Source organism: Chryseobacterium sp. JM1, from assembly GCF_000737715.1.
GTDB lineage: Bacteria > Bacteroidota > Bacteroidia > Flavobacteriales > Weeksellaceae > Chryseobacterium.
Genome location: NZ_JPRN01000001.1, coordinates 101890 through 121010 on the forward strand (window position 1 = coordinate 101890; position 19121 = coordinate 121010).

Sequence of the window (19121 nt, forward strand, 5' to 3'; positions counted from 1 at the left end):
TTTGTAAAAACTTTGTTTTGGTCTGAAAATTGTGGAGCATATAACTCAAAATATAGAAAATATAAAAATGAAAGATATAATGATTATGAATGTAAAGAAAATTGCTTTTGGAGCAGCCGTGGTATTTTTTGCCGGTTTAGCCTCTGCACAGACGTTGCAGGATGGTATTAACAGTATAGACAGTGATAAATACGCACAGGCTAAAACCAATTTCACTGAAATGGTTGCCAAAGCACCTACAGCAGAAAATTACTTCTATTTAGGGAATACTTACCTTAAGCAGGGTGAACCGGATTATGCTAAAGCCGTTGAAAGCTTTAATAAAGGTTTAGCTGCTGATAACAAAAGCTACCTGAACAAAATAGGTTTGGCTACTGTGAAGTTAGGGAAAGGGGATAAAAGCGCAATTGCTGATATTCAGAAAATTGTTGCAGATTCCAGAGAAAAAGATGCCGAAGTATTATTCAGAGCTGCTGAAGCTTTAACTTTATTTGAAAAAAATAACGCTCCTGATGTAGCGATCCAATTCCTGACAAAAGCTGTTGAAAAAGCTGAGAAAAAAGGAGTTCCTGCTCATTACTATTATACGCTTGGGGATGCCTACAGAATTAAAAGAGCACCGGGTGAAGCGATGTCTGCTTATGACAAAGCATTGCCTTTAGCTAAAAATAAAGCATCTGTTTACACAAGAATGGCTACTTTATGGATGGCTGCACAGCAATGGCAACAAGCTAAACAAAGCATTGACAAAGCGATTGGTGTAGATGCAACTTATGCACCGGCATACAAAGCTTTGGCTTCTTATGATATCAGATACCAGCAGAATGCAAAAGCAACACAAGACCTTATCAATTATACAAAATATGCTGATGAGGATCCATATACTCAGTTAGAAATTGCTAAACTATATTTCACCAACGAAGATTATGCAAACTCTAAAACGGTATTAGATAAAATCTTTGATAAAATTGATGATCCTATCAAATTTAAATTAAGAGCTTACCAGTCTTATGCAGACGGAAACTATGCAGAGGCAAAACAGAATATGGATACTTTCGTATCTCAGGCTGAGAAAACAAGAATCCAGCCGGCTGATCAGGGTCTTCAGGGACTTATCGCGGCAGGATTGGCTAAAACGGAAACGGATGCAGCTAAAAAAACAGCTTTAACTACAGAAGCTCAGCAGAAAATTGCTATTGCTAAAGCGGCTAAAGATGAAACGATGAAGTGGGATATCGAACTTGCGAATATTGCAGGTGGTGGAGCTTCTCAGGCTGAAGCAGAGAAAGGGCCAACTACTCCGGAAATTGAAGCATTGAAGAAGAAAGTAGCCGCTAATAAAGAAGATTCAGATTCTCTATTCAAATTGGCAACAGCTTATCAGGATGCTAAAAACTGGAACGGAGCTATTCTTACATGGCAGAAAATGAGTGCACTTCTTCCGGATTGGGCACCAGCTTATTACAGTCAGGGATATTCTTACCAGCAGGCAGGAAACAATGATGCTGCGAAATTAGCATACGAGAAATTCATCACTACCGTAAAACCTGCTGATGCAGAAGCTAACAAACAGACTTTAGCATATGCTTACTTCGCGGTAGCTTATATGAACAAAGATTCTGATAAAGCAAAAGCTAAAGATTATGTAGCTAAATCTTTACAGCTTGATCCTACTTATCAGGATGCTGTAAAATTAAATGCAGAAATCAATAAGTAATTTAAAATTTAAATTATAGATATTAAAACTTCCCATTCTCAATGTTTGGGAAGTTTTTATTTTAAGTCTTATATTTGAACATATGAAAACAGATATACTTGCTTTTGGAGCTCATCCTGATGATGTAGAGCTGGGATGCGGCGGAACAATCGCTAAAATGATTTCGGAAGGAAAAATATGTGCCATTGTAGATCTTACCAGAGGAGAACTCGGAACAAGAGGAAGCGATGAAACCAGAAGACTGGAAGCTGCTGAATCTGCAAAGATCCTTGGCGTTTCTGCAAGAGAAAACTTAGGCATGAAAGATGGCTTCTTAGTCAATTCTGAAGAATATCAGATGGAGATCGTAAAAATGATCCGTAAATACCGCCCGGAAATCGTCTTGGCCAATGCAATTGATGACAGACATCCGGATCATGCAAAAGGCGCGAAATTAGTATCAGATGCGTGCTTCCTTGCCGGACTGAGAAAAATTGAAACCCAATTGGATGGCGAAAATCAGGAAGTGTGGAGACCAAAGCACATTTTTCATTATATTCAGTGGAAAGATATCAAACCTGAGTTTGTGATAGACATATCTGAGCATCTGGATAAGAAAATCGCTGCCTGCATGGCCTTCAAAACACAGTTTTATGATCCGTCATCCAATGAACCGGTTACTCCAATTGCCACAAAAGACTTTTTTGAAAGCCTTACCTATCGTGCTCAGGATTTGGGACGTTTATCGGGAGTGACTTATGCTGAGGGATTTACGTCTGAGAAGCTCATTGCGATGAAAAATTTTGACGGAATTGTTTGGTAATTAAAAAATCTTCCCTATATTTGCACTCACAAAACGGTGATTGTAGCTCAGTTGGTTAGAGCGTCGGATTGTGGTTCCGAAGGTCGGGGGTTCGAGACCCCTCATTCACCCTAGAAAAGTACACTTTTATAGTGTACTTTTTTTATTTCTATACATTTCCAATGCTAAATTAATAAACACTATTTGGTGTGTAAATTCTCATTTACTGTTTGATACTCCGTAAGAAAAGTATATTTTTGCAGTTCACAACATAAAAATGTCATTATGATGATACATTTTGTGAGAAAAAACTAGAACCTTAACTTAAAAACATTAAACTATGAGAATGAGAAAAATTACCCTGAATTTATTCTGTTAATTCATCAATACTGATTGTTTCCGGAAACTTGGAACCAAAGTAAATCCTCAAAATTTCTTTATAAGTACAGGTTGTGTAATTAACATACTTGATCAGATTATTTTCTTTAGCGGGATATAATCAACTAATTCTGGAGAAACTTTGAACCTTTTACTGGTAACGATACTGTATTATGGAACCAACCAACTACTTTTTAAAATCATAGCTAACCTTTTCATCAGTGAATTTGATTTTGAAAAGTTGTCCTTTCATATGGAGTTCAGAAACCATTCAAACGAAGCGGAACCGAAAAGCTAAACGAGTAGGGAAACATTATGAAACTAAACATGAAGAGAATTATTTTATTAAAAACCATGAAAAAACTCTACTTTTTATTCTTAATCCTCATTTCAATTTCTGCATTCGCACAAACGTATACTTACAAAACATACAATACGTCGAATTCAGAAATAGGGAGCAATTATATTGCTGATATTAAAACTGATGCCAATGGACTGTTATGGCTTGCCACTTATAATGGAATTTCAACTTTTAACGGAACAACTTTTACCAATTACAATACGACCAATTCCGGTATTGCATCCAATTCAATTATAAAGATTCAAATTGATGGCATGGGAAGAAAATGGATGGCCTCCCAACTTAATGGAATCATTATGTATAACGGAACCACATGGACTAATTATACAACTTCCAATTCAGGTTTGCCCACTAATGAAATCAATGATATAGCTGTTGATGGACAAAATAACCTTTGGATTGCAACAGACTCAGGTCTTACAAAATTCAATGGTACAACATGGTCTAATTATACTTCTGTAACGAGTCTGAATTCTGTAGCAACAGACACTAATAACGGAGTTTGGGTTACCAATGGCGGTGTATTATATAAATTTAATGGAACTGATTATAATTTTATAGCGCAGGGAACTCAAAAAATATTAAGAATTGCCAACAATATGATCTATTTGCAAGGTTCTGACAGTTTAGTTACAGTAACGACGAGCGGAACTAACCTTGCGTTTATCTATCAAAGCACTTCTTGTCTTGCAGGATACAATCCTAACGCCGTGGATGTTGACAGTAACAGCAAAGTGTGGATTGGATTTAACGGATCAGGTTTGCAAAACTTTACGGATTGTACCACTTACACGAGAAACAATACAAATCTTGGTTTGCCTGATGACTATTTCAGTGCAGTCCGTACTCAATCTTCAGGGACTATCTGGTTGGGAACATTACAGCTTGGTTTAGTGAAAATGTCGCCAAGCGCTGGTCTGCCAGGTTGTTTTCAAAAAATCAATGCAGGTAGTTCGCACAGTATAGCTATAAAAACAGACGGAACATTATGGGCCTGGGGGGATAATTATTCAGGACAATTAGGAAATGGTACAACCACTAACAGGTCAACCCCAAAACAAGTAGGAACGGGTAATAACTGGAAAGAAATTGCTGGTGGAAGCAGCCATACCATTGCTCAAAAAACAGATGGAACGCTTTGGGGCTGGGGAGCTAATTCAGGTCAATTGGGTAATGGGACAAATACAGGGCAACAAACCCCGGTACAAGTAGGAACTGCTACTGACTGGAAAACTTTTGATACCGGAATGTATCATACGGTTGCTATAAAAAATAACGGAACACTATGGGCATGGGGACTCAATCCTTATGGGCAGTTAGGTACTGGTAACACGACTACGAGTTTAGTGCCTGTTCAGATAGGAACTGCTGCCAATTGGTTAGCTGTTCAATGTGGACAGGATTTTACCATTGCATTAAAAACAGACGGAACACTTTGGGCCTGGGGTAGCAATACTTATGGAACTATCGGAGATGCTACCAATACCAACAGGCTGGTACCTACTCAAATTGGAACCGCCAGCAACTGGCAAAGTCTTGGTGTTGGAACGCTTCATGTCGCTGCACTGAAAACAGACGGAACACTTTGGACCTGGGGATATAATGCTAATGGACAATTGGGAGATGGAACAACGGCACATAAAAATATACCAACACAAATCGGAACAGCCACTAACTGGCAGACCCTTGCTTCAGGAGGCAATCATACCCTTGCCATAAAATCCAACGGAACACTTTGGACTTGGGGAAGAAATCAATATGGCCAGTTAGGAAACGGATCAACTACCAACACCAACGTTCCTGCGCAACTGGGCAGTCTTACGATCTGGAAAGCTATTGCTGGTGGAATATCACATACTTTTGCATTAAAGAGCGATGGAACTGTCAGCACATGGGGGTTAAACCAGTTTGGTCAGTTAGGTGATGGTTCTACTGTTGATAAAAATGTTCCGACAGCTATTGCCTGTCCAACTTTAGGCGTTGATGACTTTACCATGTCAAAGAATTCTCTAAAGGCATATCCGAACCCGGTGAATGACAAACTTATTATTTCGTTTGATCAGAAGATATCTTTGGTATCGGTTTATAACTTGTTAGGGCAGGAAGTGTTGAGCAAAACGATAAATGCTAATGAAGGCACATTAGATTTTTCCGTCTTAGCCTCAGGAGTTTATATGGTTAAAGTTAATTCAAATGATGAGACTAAGACATTGAAAGTCATTAAAAAATAAAAGATATCAAAAATTAAATCAGTGAATTGCTGATTCATACGATCTGGTTTTTGACTATGATTCATAAAAAAGTACACTTTTTAAAGTGTGCTTTTTTATTTTATACTATTCCTGAAATTCGATTTTCAATCATCTTATGTTCCAAAACACTTACGTTCAGGTCAAAAAAAATGTAATTTTTCCAGATTAGTGATTTAATTCATAACCGTTCTGCAAGGTTTTAAAACAGTCTCCGTTAAAAAATTTCCTATATTTATTGATATCAACTTCACATATGGAAATAAAGGTAACGGTAAAGCAATTAGGCAGGAAACATCCTGTTCTTTCGGAGCAGAAGCTTGAAATTAAGTATGGTGCTTCCAGAATAGTCCTGGAAGATTTATTAAAACTGATTGTTCAGCAGCAGGTAGAAGCATTTAATGCTCAATCATTTGAACTGGAAGATACGGATTATGCGAAAATGCCTTCGGAAAATTATCTGAATATTCTTACAGACACAGGTAAAGCAGGCTTCGGAAGTATTTATAACGAAAAGAAAGCCAATCTTCAGAAGGCGCAGGAAAACGCCGTACAGGCTTTCGAAGACGGAATGTTTGCTGTATTTTATAATGACGGGCAGCTGGAAAACCTTTCCGAAACGATAGACCTGAGCTTGGAGCATACATTTACTTTCATCAGGCTTACCTTTCTTGCAGGAAGTTATTGGTAATTAAAAACACTGAATCTCAAAATACATGGAAATCACAGAAAAATTAGAATCGAAGAAGATTGTAAATTACTATAAAAATTTACGGAAAGATTTAAAGGAGCAGACGGAAAAGGGAATATTATCTCAACTTTTTTCAAAACCTAAACTGAAAAAGGAAGTAGCAGAATTAGGCCTGATGATCATGGGTAAATTCAATTATTACCAGGAATTGACCTTGGGTTCTGAGCAGTCTGAAAAACTTAAAAAATACATCAAGCCTGATATCTGGGAAGACAAAGAGTACTATAAGCTGTTAGTTTATTTCTTTGGCGATAATGCTGATCTGGTAAAACATGCCTGGAATAAAATGCCTCAGAAAATGTATCAGACAGGTTATTACAGACGATCTTTCCGTGCACCTAGTAACGAAAAATATATCTTTCTCAATCAGGTTAATTTAATAGGAGGCCTCTTGCAGTTTCCAAGTGTCTATTCTTACACTCAGGGAGGTGAGCAGTATTATAACCTTACCCTGGAAGAGCAGATCATTTACGACAGTCAGATTTCAAACAGTTTAAACCAGTTCTATATCTGGTCCGCAGCGATTGACACAGGAAATACAGCCATTTATCAACTGATTGAAGATGTTATTTTCAATAAACATCCTGAAGGAAAAGTATCGCGGAATATCATCAAAGCATTACTCAACAGCGAGCAGAAACATTGTTGGGAACTCGTGGAAAAACTCCTTTTAGCGGCACGGCGGCAGGAAGGTCTAAGACAAACGGTATTGGAAGCTCTGGATGAAACAAGCATCGGCGCACTGGAATATATGACGAATGTGATTGTAGAACATAAACTCACCCGTTTCTCATCCGTTGTCCGTTCCATAGATACATGGACAGGTCTGGGTTGGGATGCAGAAAAAGAATCGGTGGTGAAGAATATTGTTTCGCTGGCTCACACTTATTTCAACAATCCTGAAATGATTCCGGATGCCATAAAAAGTAAGAACAACAATGAAGTCTATATGGCGCTTTGGGTACAGTCTGTATGGGATGTGGAAAAAGCGGTTCCATATCTGCACCAGTTATATGATCATGGCAGTTTGGAAAAGAAATGCCTGGCCATAAAATTCGCGGGAGAAACCCATGATCCGTATATTCAGATGCCGTTATATTACAAAGCGGTACTGGAAGGTGATCTGCAGGTTTTGGCTTTTGCAGGCGAACCTTTATCAACGTTATTAAATGCCAATGCAGCTTCAAAATTCTATATCAACAATACAGATTATCCTGATTTCTTTGAAAAACTTCACGAGCTTACCCAAAAGATTGACGTAAAGGAAAAGAAATTTGAAGGCAAGATATTCTCCTGGCTGAATGCAACGTTCAGTAAAAGCAATTTATATGCGTCGATGTTTTATTTGGTAGGTGAGGATAAAGAAAAGCTGGATTTGGTTCTTTCTTATTTTGATCAGTTTGACCTTTCATTGCGTGAACAGCTGTCAAGAGGTATTTTAGAAGATTTCTACTGTTATTCCTACTCTTATAATTTTGGAAAGAAAAAGCAGGCAGTAACGCAGTTCCAGAAAGAATTTGCATTTAAAATTATAAAAGACAGAGGAGAATCTTTAGTGGCTTCGGGGATCAATGTGCTTCAGCAAAACCCTTTGAGCAAAGAGGAACTGATGATTTTCTTTGATATGTTCAAAAGAAAAGGCGGGACACTTCGGAAGAAACTGATAGAATTGGTCGTACAGCAGGAAGATGGAGTAGTGAGTCCATTGGTTGAAGAATTAATGGTAAAAGGAGATATCGAGCAGAGAACCGCTTCTCTGGATATCATGCTTCAGCTTCAAAAAGATAAAAGAGCCTCTGCCCAGATCGGAAGCTGGACCCAACAGTTTTCAGAAAAGCCGAAAGTATCAGAAAGGGAACAGAGCCTTTTGGATCAGCTTAATCCTTCTGATGACCAAAAAGTACTTTCCGCAGACAATGGATTCGGGTTTTATGATCCTTCTGTAATCTCAAAATTTGAACTGCCTAAGGTTGATGCCAATTCGGTATACGCACAGGCTACGAAAAAATATAAGTATGGTTTTACACAACCCATGAACCATATCAAAGGGGAATTAGAAAAGCTCAATGCTTTATTCCTTAAAAACAAAGACCATGAATACGAAGTTGATGATTGGAATGGCTCAAAAATAACTGTATTGATGGGCAATACTTACAGACACATCAGAAACAATACGGAAGGTTTTACCTCTGAACAGATCGCTGAAAACTATCCGCTGCATGAAGTATGGGCACAGTGGTATAAAGATTCAGGACTTCAGCCGAGGGATTTATTCCTGCTGACATTCGCTGAAAACTGCGACCGCAAAAAGTTCAGAGATTTCCTGGAAAACTATGTATTCTATCACAAGGATATCATACCTAATCCTTTGAAAAGCGACTACTATTGGGATAATCCTGTTAAAAGAATTCTGGAAGTTTTACAGTATAAATTTGTATTTGAAGAGAAAACAGATTTCCTGATCGATGCGTGCAGTACTCTGTTTGCCCATTTGCAGGACGATATCATTAACTACAAAGCAAAAGAAAATACCTATTATTATGGGGGAGGAACCGGTTGGCAGCAGCTGGTTTTTTTCAGTGTGTTTTTACAGGCAGTGCCTTTTAAAGACCTTACCGATGAACAATATATCAAACAGTGGAATCTTTACCGCTGGATGCAGTATAATGGTCTGGAAGAAAATAAAAAACATTCAGTTCCGAATTTCTATTTATTCTGCAAAGCGTATGAGCTGAACATTATTACAAAAGACGAACTTTATGAAGGAATTTTCACGGCAGACTCCGTTATAAGGGATCTTACCAGAGCCAAGACCCATACGATTTACCATCATCAGGAAAAATATACAGATACATTTCCTTTCCTGAAAGCAATCATTGAAGAGATTCAGAATACATTTCTGGATGTAGAACTTATTCGCGGTGATGCGAATACTGCCGTTTCTCAATTTGTACAGGAATTTCAGACCATTTACGGAACCAACCGTCTTGTGCAGCTGTTGAAAGGGCTCGGAAAGTCAACATTGTACGCCAACTACATCTATAGTTATGGCAACGAAAGTATGACCAAGCAGAAACTGTTCTCTTATTTAATCAAAAATTCTCATCCTCTGGAAAGCGATACCCAAGAATCATTCAATGAGATGATGAAGAAAGAAAAGATTTCAGAACTCCGTTTGATACAGGCTGCTGTCTATGCACCACAATGGCAGAAGCTTATCAGTAATTACTTAGGCTGGAAAGGGCTGGATTCAGCAATCTGGTGGATGCACGCGCATACCAAAACCAGCGCCTATCAGGCTCAGAATTCAGAACTGGAAAGTGAAGTGGCTAAATACTCATCCGTAGATGTTCAGGAATTCCAGGACGGGGCAGTGGATAAAGACTGGTTTACACAAGCTTACAAAGAACTGGGAAAAGCCCGTTGGGAAATGCTGTATGAATCTGCTAAATATATCTCCGATGGAAACGGACACCGCCGGGCAAGACTGTATTCCGATACGCTTACCGGTGATTTAAAAATAAAAGAAGTAACGGCTAAAGTAAAAGATAAGCGCGATCAGGATTATCTCCGGGTGTACGGACTTGTGCCATTGAGCAAAGCTAATCCTGAGAAAGATGTCCTGAGCCGCTATGAATACATTCAGCAGTTTAAAAAGGAAAGTAAAGAATTTGGTTCCATGAAGCAGGCGAGTGAAGCGCTGGCTATTCGTGTGGCATTGGAAAACTTAGCCCGGAATGCAGGCTATCCAGATCCGATCCGACTGACCTGGGCGATGGAAACCAAACAGATTCAAACGATTTTATCAAAAGAAACGCAGGTGACCATTGATGGAGTAACGGTAGGTTTGATTATAGAAGACGATGGAAAAGCCGAAATGGTCGTATTCAGAGATGAAAAACAGCTGAAATCCATTCCGCCAAAAATTAAAAAAGATAAAGCGATTGTAGAACTGGGAAACTACCGTAAGATCATGCGTGAACAGTGGACCCGTTCCCGAAAAGGGCTGGAAGAAGCCATGATAAGAGGTGATGAATTCTTTTTTACAGAAATTAAAAACCTTTTTGAACATCCGGTTATTGTAAAACATCTGGAAAAGCTCGTATTCATTTCTAATGATGATAAAATAGGATTCTATCATGATGGGAATCTGGTTAATGCTCACGGAGAAATTCAGGAATTAAATGATACCAATACGCTGAGGATTGTTCATTGTGTAGATCTTCATCAGCATGCGGTCTGGAGCGATTATCAGCACTATTGTTTTACGGAAAAACTGATTCAGCCATTCAAACAGATATTTAGAGAATTGTATGTGCCTACACCGGATGAACTGAAGGAGAAATCAGTGTCACGCCGTTATGCAGGGCATCAGGTTCAGCCGAAACAGGCATTGGCACTGCTTAAAACACGAGGCTGGAAAGTAGATTACGAAGAAGGTCTTCAGAAAGTATATCATAAGGAAGGTTTTCAGGTGAAAATGTATGCCGCTGCCAATTGGTTTTCCCCGGCTGAAGTGGAAAGTCCAACCCTGGAAACCATAGAATTCCATTCATTAAAAGATTATAAAAATATTCCTTTTGAAACTATTAATCCAAGATTGTTTTCAGAGGTGATGCGGGATATAGATCTGGTAGTGTCGGTAGCTCACGTAGGGGGAGTAGATCCGGAAGCCAGCCATTCTTCCATTGAAATGCGTGCAGTACTGATGAAAGAAACAGCCCGGTTATTCAAGCTGGATAATGTAAGTATTGAAGGCTCTCATGTATTGGTGAAAGGGAAAATGGGAGAATACAGTGTGCATTTGGGAAGTGCGGTTGTCCATCAGGTTCCGGGCAAATACCTGTCTATCCTTCCTGTTCATTCACAACACAGAGGAAGACTGTTCCTGCCTTTTGCAGATGATGATCCGAAATCTGCAGAAGTGATGTCTAAAGTATTACTGCTGGCCAAAGACGATGAAATACAGGACCCAACAATTCTTACGCAGATAAAACGAGAGTATAGCTAATCATTCCCTACGTTACATTTAATCATTTACTGGTTGGTAGATGATTAAATGTAACCTGAAGGGGAATTGTAAATTTAAAAAGCGATTGGAGATTTTCCGGATAAATTCAGCAGGAAATGATAGGCCTTACTTCTTTATTATTTTTAAAGTTTTTGTGCTGTTTTGAGTATGTACCTGTAATAAATAGACCCCTGGACTGAACTTAGAAAAATCAATCTGGTTTTTATTGATAAAATGTACGGGTACTTCCTGACCTACCATATTGGTCATGGTCACTTTATCAATAGGAGTGACATAATCTACGGTTAAAATATGACTTACCGGATTGGGATAAATTTCGATTTGATCTTTTTCAAAATCGACGTTTCCAAGTCCTAATGTAGCTGTATTGTTCCTCGAGATAATATGTTTTTCCGGATCAAATCTTACTCCGGTTATGGTAAAAGGAACATTCACTGTGAACGACTCGTTGTTTACGGTATTATTTACATACGTATTATACACCTGGCCTCCCGCGCCTGTGAACTGTAATGGTAAACGCATTTCAAAATAATTAACGGAAGAGTGTGACTGAGTTTGGCTCACAAGAACTTTTACCTGGCCAGCTCCCATATTTTGAGCTTTAATGGTATAAACAGGATAGCCCTGATTGTAGATCCAGTCATTGAAAAAATCGGTCAGGCTGCTTCCATAAACCGCTTCCATATGAGCTTTGAAATCTGGCGTTCCTGCGGTTTTATATATTAAATTAGGGTCATTTATATAATTCTTAAGCCCAAGCAGGAATGGGGTTTCACCCAGCTTAAGCCTTAACATATTGAGGACCATCGCACCCTTATTGTAAGAAAGACGGCCGTCAAAAATACGGTCTTCATCAAGGGCTTCTGCATCCGTAAGATATACCGCGCCGTTAGGTTGTGAAGTGATATGGTTGATCAGGCTGGTTCTGTTCGATATGCCTGCTGCATTACCATCATAATGTTCTATAAGCAGTTCATCCATAAAAGTGGCAAATCCCTCGTTGAGCCAGATGTCGTTCCATGTAGCACAGGTGATTTTGTCTCCAAACCATTGATGGGCCATTTCATGTTCCATCATATATCTGTTATAATTGCTGATAAAAGAGACTGTAGGATGCTCCATTCCGCTCTCGGTCACTTCTGCATTTCCATATTTTTCATTACTATATGGATAGACCCCTAACAGGGATTCGAAAAAAGTTAAAAAGGAAGGAACCGGACTTAAATTATTTTGTGCCAGGCTCAAATGTTCGGGAAAAACATAATTAATAATCGGGTAAGTATTGGGAGCGGTACCCCCGGTCTGATTGAAAGTGCTGTAATTGGTCACGGAGACGGAAACCAGATAAGCCGGAATGGGATAGTTGTGATGAAAATGGGTAGTTTTGTCAGATCCGGAAATGACTGGAGCGGCAGGTTCCACACCGTTTCCGACCGCTACATATTGGGATGGTGCTGTAATATACAAATCAATACTGTCTATTTTATCTCTCATGTCTTGCTTACATGGCCACCATTCTCTGTCTCCGAATGATTCTGATAATGTAAAGAAGATAGGGGAGCTGTTGTGGGTCGTAAAAAAGACATGTCCCGTACTGGGTGGTATACCGGCATAGGTGATTTCTACAGATGCACTTGTACCTGCCAGTTGTGTTGTGGGAAGGGTAATTACTAATTCTTTGTTTGCATTTTGTATGAATGAAAGGTTTACATTATTCTGCTTTACAGAACTTACGACCATCTGACTGACCAGGTCAAAGGTTATCGTATTCATATTCGATAGAGCTGTATAGGTGGTGGTCACTTTTCCGGATATGTTTCTTACACTTGGATTAACTTTTAATTCTAATTTATGATAAGTAACATCGTAGTTGACCGTATTTGGATTGAACTGAACGTTCTTTTTACTCAACGCTGACTTCTTTTCTTTTTTTGAAATCATGTCAGTGTGGTGTTTTCCTTCTTGTGAAAATACAAATGAAAATGATAGAATATTTAGTAGAATGTAAATAATGCGTGTTTTCATTGTTAATAAATTTGTTTTTTATCGAAATAATTCAATGCGAATATAATTTATTTTTTCATTATTTCAATATATAGCTGTTCATTTTATTTCGTGTGAAATTCTCTCGTTTCAAATGTCTCTTTTTGAATCAGGAGTTCTGTTTATATACTGAAATGACAATGAAGGGCATAAAAAAAGCACCTTTTTCAGATGCTTGTGTTTTTAGATATTCTTTTGTTAAACTTCGTCGTCAGAATCAATAGTGAATGATTTGCTTTTGAAGTCTTTGTCGTGTTTTTCTGATATTACATCCTCACCCTTTTCATTAATGATGAAATCTGTGGATTCATTAAACATCTCCTGAAAACTTTTAAAATCTTCTTTGTAAAGATAAATTTTGTGCTTCTCGAATGTAGCTTCCCCATTCTCCCCGAAGTTCTTTTTACTTTCGGTAATCGTAAGATAATAATCTCCTGCTTTCGTCTCGCGCACATCAAAGAAATAAGTTCTTCTCCCTGCTTTTAACACCTTAGTGAAAATTTCATTTTCATGGCGTTCCTTGTATTCACTCATTGTTAGATATTTTTTAATCTTGTTAAGAACAAATATAAAAGAATTCTTTTAATCACAAAATTTTTTTTATGATTTATTTAACAATTGAGAATGAAACGGCTAAGCAGTTACAGAATTGGCAATTTCGGTAAGGTTGATGATTTTATCGGCTTTTTGAGCGCTAGACTCTCTGTGTGTGATAATTATGGACGTGGCATTGTTGATTTTCCTGTCGATATTTTCAAGGATATTCTGTTCCGTTTCCGTATCCAGAGCAGACAGGGAATCATCAAAAATGATGATATTCGGATCCTTTATTAAAGCTCTTGCGATACAAATCCTTTGCTTCTGGCCTCCCGAAAGCATTACCCCGCGTTCACCAACAAGTGTTTTATACTGCTCTTTAAATTCAACAATATTCTTATCTACGTCTGCAATTTTAGCATATTCCACCACTTTTTCATGGGAAGGATGATCAATGGCAAAACCAATATTATTTTCAATAGAATCTGAGAATAAGTAGCTTTCCTGAGGAATATACCCAATGAAATTTCTGTAATTGGTCAGATTATGCTCTTTCAGATTTTTCCCGTCAATCAGGATTTCACCTTCCGTAGGATCAATCAGTCTGCACAGCAGAAGGGCAATCGTAGATTTTCCGCTTCCCGTTTTACCCATGATCGCTAAAGACTCACCTGCTTTGATTGTAAAGCTTAAATTATCTAATGCTTTGATGCCTGTATTCGGATAAACGTAGGAAACATTCCTGAATTCAATATCACCTTTAATAGGGTAGTTTTCAAAGTTGGTGTTAATAACTTCCGACTTTTTATCAAGAAATTCATTAATTCTCTGCATCGAAGCCTCCGCTCTCTGATTCACGGAAGTTACCCAGCCCACCATGGAGAATGGCCAGATCAGGATATTGATATACATAAAGAAATCGGCAATTTTACCCACGCTCAGTTCTCCGGCAATATATTTCTGTCCGCCTACAAGAATAACAGCCACGTTCAGTAGTCCGATTACAAATAAGATAATGGTAAAGAAATACGCTTCTGTTTTCGCTAAATCCAAAGCTTTGTTTTGATAATCAGTAACTTTGATGCCGTAATTCTTCTTGATATAATTTTCTTTAGCAAAAAACTTCACCACTCTGATTCCCGAAAAACTGTCCTGTACAAAAGTAGAAATCGCAGACTGACTTTTCTGCATGATCTTCGACTTCTGATTGATGATCGAACTTACCTTAAATATAATATAGGATAGAATAGGAAGTGGTAGTAACGTCCATACCGTCATAGACGTGTCCGTTTTCAACATATATATACTGGTGATCACAAGCAGAATCACCAAGTTCACAACGTACATCACCCCCGGTCCAAGATACATTCGTACTGCAACCACGTCTTCACTTAACCTGTTCATAAGGTCACCGATGGTAGTTTGCTTGTAGTCTGTAAGCGAAAGTTCCTGATAATGTCTGTAGATCTTGTTTTTCAGTTCATATTCAATTCTTCTGGATGCAACGATGATCGTCTGGCGCATCATAAAAGTGAAAAATCCGGTCAGAAGTGAACAGCCTACAATAATGGCAACATACACCAAAACCTGCTTGTTGAAGCCCAGGTTGCCGCTTTTGGTAAGTTCGTCCACAGATTTTCCTACAAACTGAACTTTATATATATTGAAGAAATTACTGGCAATGATAAATAACAACCCCCAAAACAATAATATTTTGTGCTTCCAAAAGTAAGGGTTTAAGGTTTTTAGCGCTTTCATAAAGTTTTACAAATTTACAAAAATGTAGGCAGACTACGAATTTCATCAATTTTAATTTTTGTATCTTTGCACCCATAAAAAGCTCTTTGAATGTTAGGAAGACGACAAATCCGTGAAAAAGTAGTACAAACAGTGTATTCTTACTATCAGAATCCTGTAAAGTTTGATATTTTAGAAAAAAATATGTTCTCTGGAATAGAGAAAATCTATAATCTCTATATCTATCAGCTTAATTTTTTGGTAGCTCTGAAAGAATTGGCAGAGACTCAGATCGAAATTGGGAAGAATAAATATCTTAAAACCGATGCTGAAATAAATCCTAACCAAAAATTCATCAATAACCAGGTACTGATCAAGCTGGAAGAAAATCCTGAGAGATTGTTTTTCACAGGCCAGCACAAGCAGGTGAAGTGGGATATGCATGATGATATATTGGTGAAAACTTTCCAGAGAATTACTGCAGGAAAGCGTTACCAGGATTTCATGAAGGAAGACGGATATTCTTTTGAAGAAGATCAGAAGTTTATCGGGAAACTGTTTTTAAGATACATCGCTGAGAATGATGATTTTCAGGAATATCTTAGTGATAAAGAACTTTCATGGTACGATGATATCCACATCGCCAACTCTATGGTACAGAAAACAATCGGTTTCCTGAAGGAGGATGAAGAAAGCAGAACATTAATCAAGATGATTAAAGATGAAGAGGATAAAGATTTCGCAGGAAAACTTCTGAGAGATACCCTGAACAACTGGGAAGCTAATGAGAAAAAGCTAAGTGAAAGGTTGGAAAACTGGGATCTTGAAAGAGTTTCTTTAATGGATAAAGTCATTTTGTCTACAGCACTTTCTGAGCTGGATAATTTTCCTTTTACGCCTTCAAGAGTTATTATCAATGAATATATTGAAATTGCAAAAGTATATGCAACGGACCGTTCCAATATCTTCATTAACGGAATTTTGGATAAATATTGTAAAGATCAAAATAGAATTTAACATGAAAAAGACGTTATCAATTATCGCTTTGTCTATTATAGGCCTTGGTTTGGTTTCTTGTAAAAAAGAAAATCAACAAGCTGCTACAGGTGCAGAAGTTGCTAATATTACAGATTCTACAGCGGGTGCTACCAATTTAGCTCCTACTGCCGCTGCTCAGGTTTCGGCTGAAGCTGCTACTACAGCTCCGGCTTCTAACCAGCCATCGACATCTGTTGCTCTATCTGAAAACAACTTCGATTTTGGAAAAATCAAAAAAGGAGATAAAGTACAGCACATTTACGAGATTACAAATACAGGAAAAAATCCTTTAGTAATTTCTGAAGTAAAGCCTGGATGCGGATGTACCGCTCCTGATTTTACAAAAGAGCCAATTCTTCCTGGAAAAAAAGGAAAAATCACTTTGCATTTTGACTCTTCAAGCTTCGACGGAAACGTTCAGAAGTATGCAGATGTATTTGCTAACGTAGATAAGGCTCCTATCAAATTAACGTTCACAGCGAACATCCAACCATAATATAACTATATGTTGACAATCTTTTTACAGGCACAGCAGGGGTCTTCATCTATGATGCTGATCATGATGGGGGTAATGTTTGTGGGGTTTTATTTTCTGATGATAAGACCACAGATGAGAAAGCAGAAGCAGGAGAAAACCTTCCAGGAAACTTTAAAAGTAGGAACCAGAGTAGTCCTTACTTCAGGTCTTCACGGTAGAATTGCTCAGGTTCAGGATGACGGATTCGTGATCGAAACCTTATCTGGAAAACTGAAATTCGAAAAGGCGGCAGTTTCAAGAGAATTTACTGAAACGCGTTTTGGAGAAAAAGCGAAAGCAGCTGCTGAAAAAGCAGCAGAGAAAAAAGAAATTGATACTGAAAAGAAATAATTTTTCAGTTTGAAAATATCGCTCGGCGCGGTGAACGAAGTTCACCGCGCCGAGTTTTTATAGAGCTAAAAGAATCAAGAGCCAAGATTTCAGACACAAGACTTTTCTTAGGTTAAGATTAAGATTGAGAAAGGTCAAGGGTGAATTTTGCTTCGCAAGTGAATGGTGAAACCCTCCAGCTCAGAAACCCACATCAAATAACTCATAACTCATCATTTAAAACTCATAACTTTTAATAATTAGTGTTATCCGTGAACCTATTAGTGAAATTTGTGTTTAAAAATTAAAATCAAATAAAATATCTTTGCACCATGAATCAAATGACAGACAAAACCGTTCTCATTCTGGGCGCCAATTCAGACGTAGCCAAGCAGTGTATCATACAGTACATTCAGAAAGGATTTTCTGTCATTGCAGCTTCAAGAGACACTTCCTCACTTGAAAAATTTTTAGCAGACAACAGACTGGATGCTTCAAAGGTGACCATTCTTTATTTTGACGCTGTAGATTTTGATTCTCATCAGAAATTTTATGATGCTCTTCCGGTAAAACCACATATTGCCGTATATGCAGCAGGTTTTCTTGTTGACAATGAAAAAGCATTGATGGACTTTAAAGGCACCCAACAAATGATGCAGGTCAATTATATGGGAGCCGTTTCCATCCTGAACATCATTGCTATGGATCAGAAAAACACCCATCTGGAAAGAATTATCGGTTTGTCTTCACTGTCGGGAGTAAGAGGAAGGAAAAGCAATTTTGTATATGGAAGTACCAAAGCAGCGTTTACGCAATATTTAGCCGGTTTAAGACAGGAACTGGCTTCAAGAAAAATAAAAGTCAATGCCTTGGTGATCGGTTATATCAGAACAAAAATCAATGAAGGGCTACAGCTCAACGAATCTCTGATTATGGAGCCTGATTATGTCGCAAAACATATTGTCAATGCCGGAAATTCTTTCACTATCGTCCCGAATTTTAAGTGGAAGATGATTTATATGATTTTGAAAATTCTTCCGGAAGGTTTGGTGGCTAAGCTTCCTTAATTTTGTTGTTTTGAATATTTTGCAAGATAGTTTAATACAATGTCAAATTCGTCATTTTTAAATTCTGCTTTTTGAATGATAAAAGATAAAGTATTGATTGGGCTGATGATAATAGTGTCATTTGATCTTATATAGGAAACCTTTTCCCAGACGCAACATATGGTGTAGAATATATTCTTAAATTCAATGCTATGATCATTTAAAATAATGAAAGAAGGTTGGTTTTTGGGTTTGAACTCAGTAATAATCTTATCAACTTCTTTTTTTAATTTCTTCCTGGAAACAAAATAGTGATTAATTAAAATGAAACAGTAGCCGCAGAAAAATATTCCACCATATTTAAATATATAATGAATCAAATTTTTATCAAAATTTTCTATTGGATAGAATCCTAAGAATAAAAAGACTAAGGTAAAAATTGCGATTTTCCACCAGTTTTTTAGCGTTTTATTCCATACATATTTAAAATGAAAATTTTGGTTTTGTCTTTCAAATGTTTCATTAAAAGGAATTTCGATCGTAATAGATTCATTCATAGCTATCAGTAATTATAATCAGTTTTTGACCATGCCAAAAATAGAAT

13 protein-coding genes and 1 tRNA gene are annotated in these 19121 nt (G+C 37.7%); 10 read left to right on the forward strand and 4 right to left on the reverse strand.

All coding sequences use genetic code 11. The features are described from left to right. Positions 1-67: 67 nt before the first annotated feature. The 6 genes from IW22_RS00445 (at position 68) to IW22_RS00470 (ending at position 11248) form a co-directional block, all read left to right on the forward strand. Positions 68-1717 carry a tetratricopeptide repeat protein gene (locus tag IW22_RS00445; RefSeq protein ID WP_051890854.1) on the forward strand — a complete coding sequence of 550 codons (1650 nt, stop codon included), beginning with the start codon at positions 68-70 and terminating at the stop codon, positions 1715-1717. 82 nt (positions 1718-1799) lie between these two features. Further along, a complete protein-coding gene (gene bshB1 / locus IW22_RS00450) occupies positions 1800-2519 on the forward strand; it encodes a bacillithiol biosynthesis deacetylase BshB1 (protein WP_034723284.1) in 720 nt (239 codons plus the stop codon). Between the two features lie 35 nt (positions 2520-2554). After that, positions 2555-2630 (forward strand) — tRNA-His (locus tag IW22_RS00455). Between the two features lie 600 nt (positions 2631-3230). Next, a complete protein-coding gene (locus IW22_RS23420; protein WP_165571851.1) occupies positions 3231-5468 on the forward strand; it encodes a T9SS type A sorting domain-containing protein in 2238 nt (745 codons plus the stop codon). 274 nt (positions 5469-5742) lie between these two features. Continuing rightward, a complete protein-coding gene (locus tag IW22_RS00465) occupies positions 5743-6177 on the forward strand; it encodes a hypothetical protein (RefSeq protein ID WP_034723285.1) in 435 nt (144 codons plus the stop codon). A gap of 25 nt (positions 6178-6202) precedes the next feature. Next, positions 6203-11248 carry a DUF4132 domain-containing protein gene (locus IW22_RS00470; protein ID WP_034723286.1) on the forward strand — a complete coding sequence of 1682 codons (5046 nt, stop codon included), beginning with the start codon at positions 6203-6205 and terminating at the stop codon, positions 11246-11248. Positions 11249-11374: 126 nt separating this feature from the next. Here IW22_RS00470 and IW22_RS00475 read toward each other — a convergent pair whose 3' ends face one another. The 3 genes from IW22_RS00475 to IW22_RS00485 all read right to left on the reverse strand — a co-directional run bounded on the left by IW22_RS00475 (position 11375) and on the right by IW22_RS00485 (position 15607). After that, complete coding sequence (locus tag IW22_RS00475) at positions 11375-13210, reverse strand: M1 family aminopeptidase (protein ID WP_228383967.1); 1836 nt, start codon at positions 13208-13210, stop codon at positions 11375-11377. 300 nt (positions 13211-13510) lie between these two features. Further along, positions 13511-13846 carry a DUF3276 family protein gene (locus tag IW22_RS00480; protein WP_034701927.1) on the reverse strand — a complete coding sequence of 112 codons (336 nt, stop codon included), beginning with the start codon at positions 13844-13846 and terminating at the stop codon, positions 13511-13513. Positions 13847-13945: 99 nt separating this feature from the next. Further along, positions 13946-15607 carry an ABC transporter ATP-binding protein gene (locus tag IW22_RS00485; RefSeq protein WP_034723289.1) on the reverse strand — a complete coding sequence of 554 codons (1662 nt, stop codon included), beginning with the start codon at positions 15605-15607 and terminating at the stop codon, positions 13946-13948. 90 nt (positions 15608-15697) lie between these two features. Between IW22_RS00485 and IW22_RS00490 the strand changes: the two genes are divergently transcribed. The 4 genes from IW22_RS00490 to IW22_RS00505 all read left to right on the forward strand — a co-directional run bounded on the left by IW22_RS00490 (position 15698) and on the right by IW22_RS00505 (position 18538). Then, positions 15698-16603, forward strand: coding sequence for a transcription antitermination protein NusB (locus IW22_RS00490; RefSeq protein ID WP_034723291.1), 906 nt, complete (start codon positions 15698-15700; stop codon positions 16601-16603). Between the two features lies 1 nt (position 16604). Then, positions 16605-17120, forward strand: coding sequence for a DUF1573 domain-containing protein (locus IW22_RS00495; RefSeq protein WP_034723292.1), 516 nt, complete (start codon positions 16605-16607; stop codon positions 17118-17120). A gap of 9 nt (positions 17121-17129) precedes the next feature. Continuing rightward, positions 17130-17492, forward strand: coding sequence for a preprotein translocase subunit YajC (gene yajC, locus IW22_RS00500; protein WP_034723294.1), 363 nt, complete (start codon positions 17130-17132; stop codon positions 17490-17492). Positions 17493-17803: 311 nt separating this feature from the next. Next, the gene (locus IW22_RS00505) at positions 17804-18538 is read left to right on the forward strand and encodes an SDR family NAD(P)-dependent oxidoreductase (RefSeq protein ID WP_034723295.1); all 735 of its coding nucleotides are present in this window, start codon (positions 17804-17806) and stop codon (positions 18536-18538) included. Here the strand turns inward: IW22_RS00505 and IW22_RS00510 are convergent. Further along, a complete protein-coding gene (locus IW22_RS00510; RefSeq protein ID WP_034723296.1) occupies positions 18535-19074 on the reverse strand; it encodes a hypothetical protein in 540 nt (179 codons plus the stop codon). The genes IW22_RS00505 and IW22_RS00510 overlap by 4 nt on opposite strands. Positions 19075-19121: the final 47 nt, after the last annotated feature.

Coding starts and splice junctions, on each gene's coding strand:
- IW22_RS00445 (WP_051890854.1), top strand. CDS start 68: ATGAAAGATATAATGATTATGAATGTAAAGAAAATTGCTTTTGGAGCA.
- bshB1 (WP_034723284.1), top strand. CDS start 1,800: ATGAAAACAGATATACTTGCTTTTGGAGCTCATCCTGATGATGTAGAG.
- IW22_RS23420 (WP_165571851.1), top strand. CDS start 3,231: ATGAAAAAACTCTACTTTTTATTCTTAATCCTCATTTCAATTTCTGCA.
- IW22_RS00465 (WP_034723285.1), top strand. CDS start 5,743: ATGGAAATAAAGGTAACGGTAAAGCAATTAGGCAGGAAACATCCTGTT.
- IW22_RS00470 (WP_034723286.1), top strand. CDS start 6,203: ATGGAAATCACAGAAAAATTAGAATCGAAGAAGATTGTAAATTACTAT.
- IW22_RS00475 (WP_228383967.1), bottom strand. CDS start 13,210: ATGATTTCAAAAAAAGAAAAGAAGTCAGCGTTGAGTAAAAAGAACGTT.
- IW22_RS00480 (WP_034701927.1), bottom strand. CDS start 13,846: ATGAGTGAATACAAGGAACGCCATGAAAATGAAATTTTCACTAAGGTG.
- IW22_RS00485 (WP_034723289.1), bottom strand. CDS start 15,607: ATGAAAGCGCTAAAAACCTTAAACCCTTACTTTTGGAAGCACAAAATA.
- IW22_RS00490 (WP_034723291.1), top strand. CDS start 15,698: ATGTTAGGAAGACGACAAATCCGTGAAAAAGTAGTACAAACAGTGTAT.
- IW22_RS00495 (WP_034723292.1), top strand. CDS start 16,605: ATGAAAAAGACGTTATCAATTATCGCTTTGTCTATTATAGGCCTTGGT.
- yajC (WP_034723294.1), top strand. CDS start 17,130: ATGTTGACAATCTTTTTACAGGCACAGCAGGGGTCTTCATCTATGATG.
- IW22_RS00505 (WP_034723295.1), top strand. CDS start 17,804: ATGAATCAAATGACAGACAAAACCGTTCTCATTCTGGGCGCCAATTCA.
- IW22_RS00510 (WP_034723296.1), bottom strand. CDS start 19,074: ATGAATGAATCTATTACGATCGAAATTCCTTTTAATGAAACATTTGAA.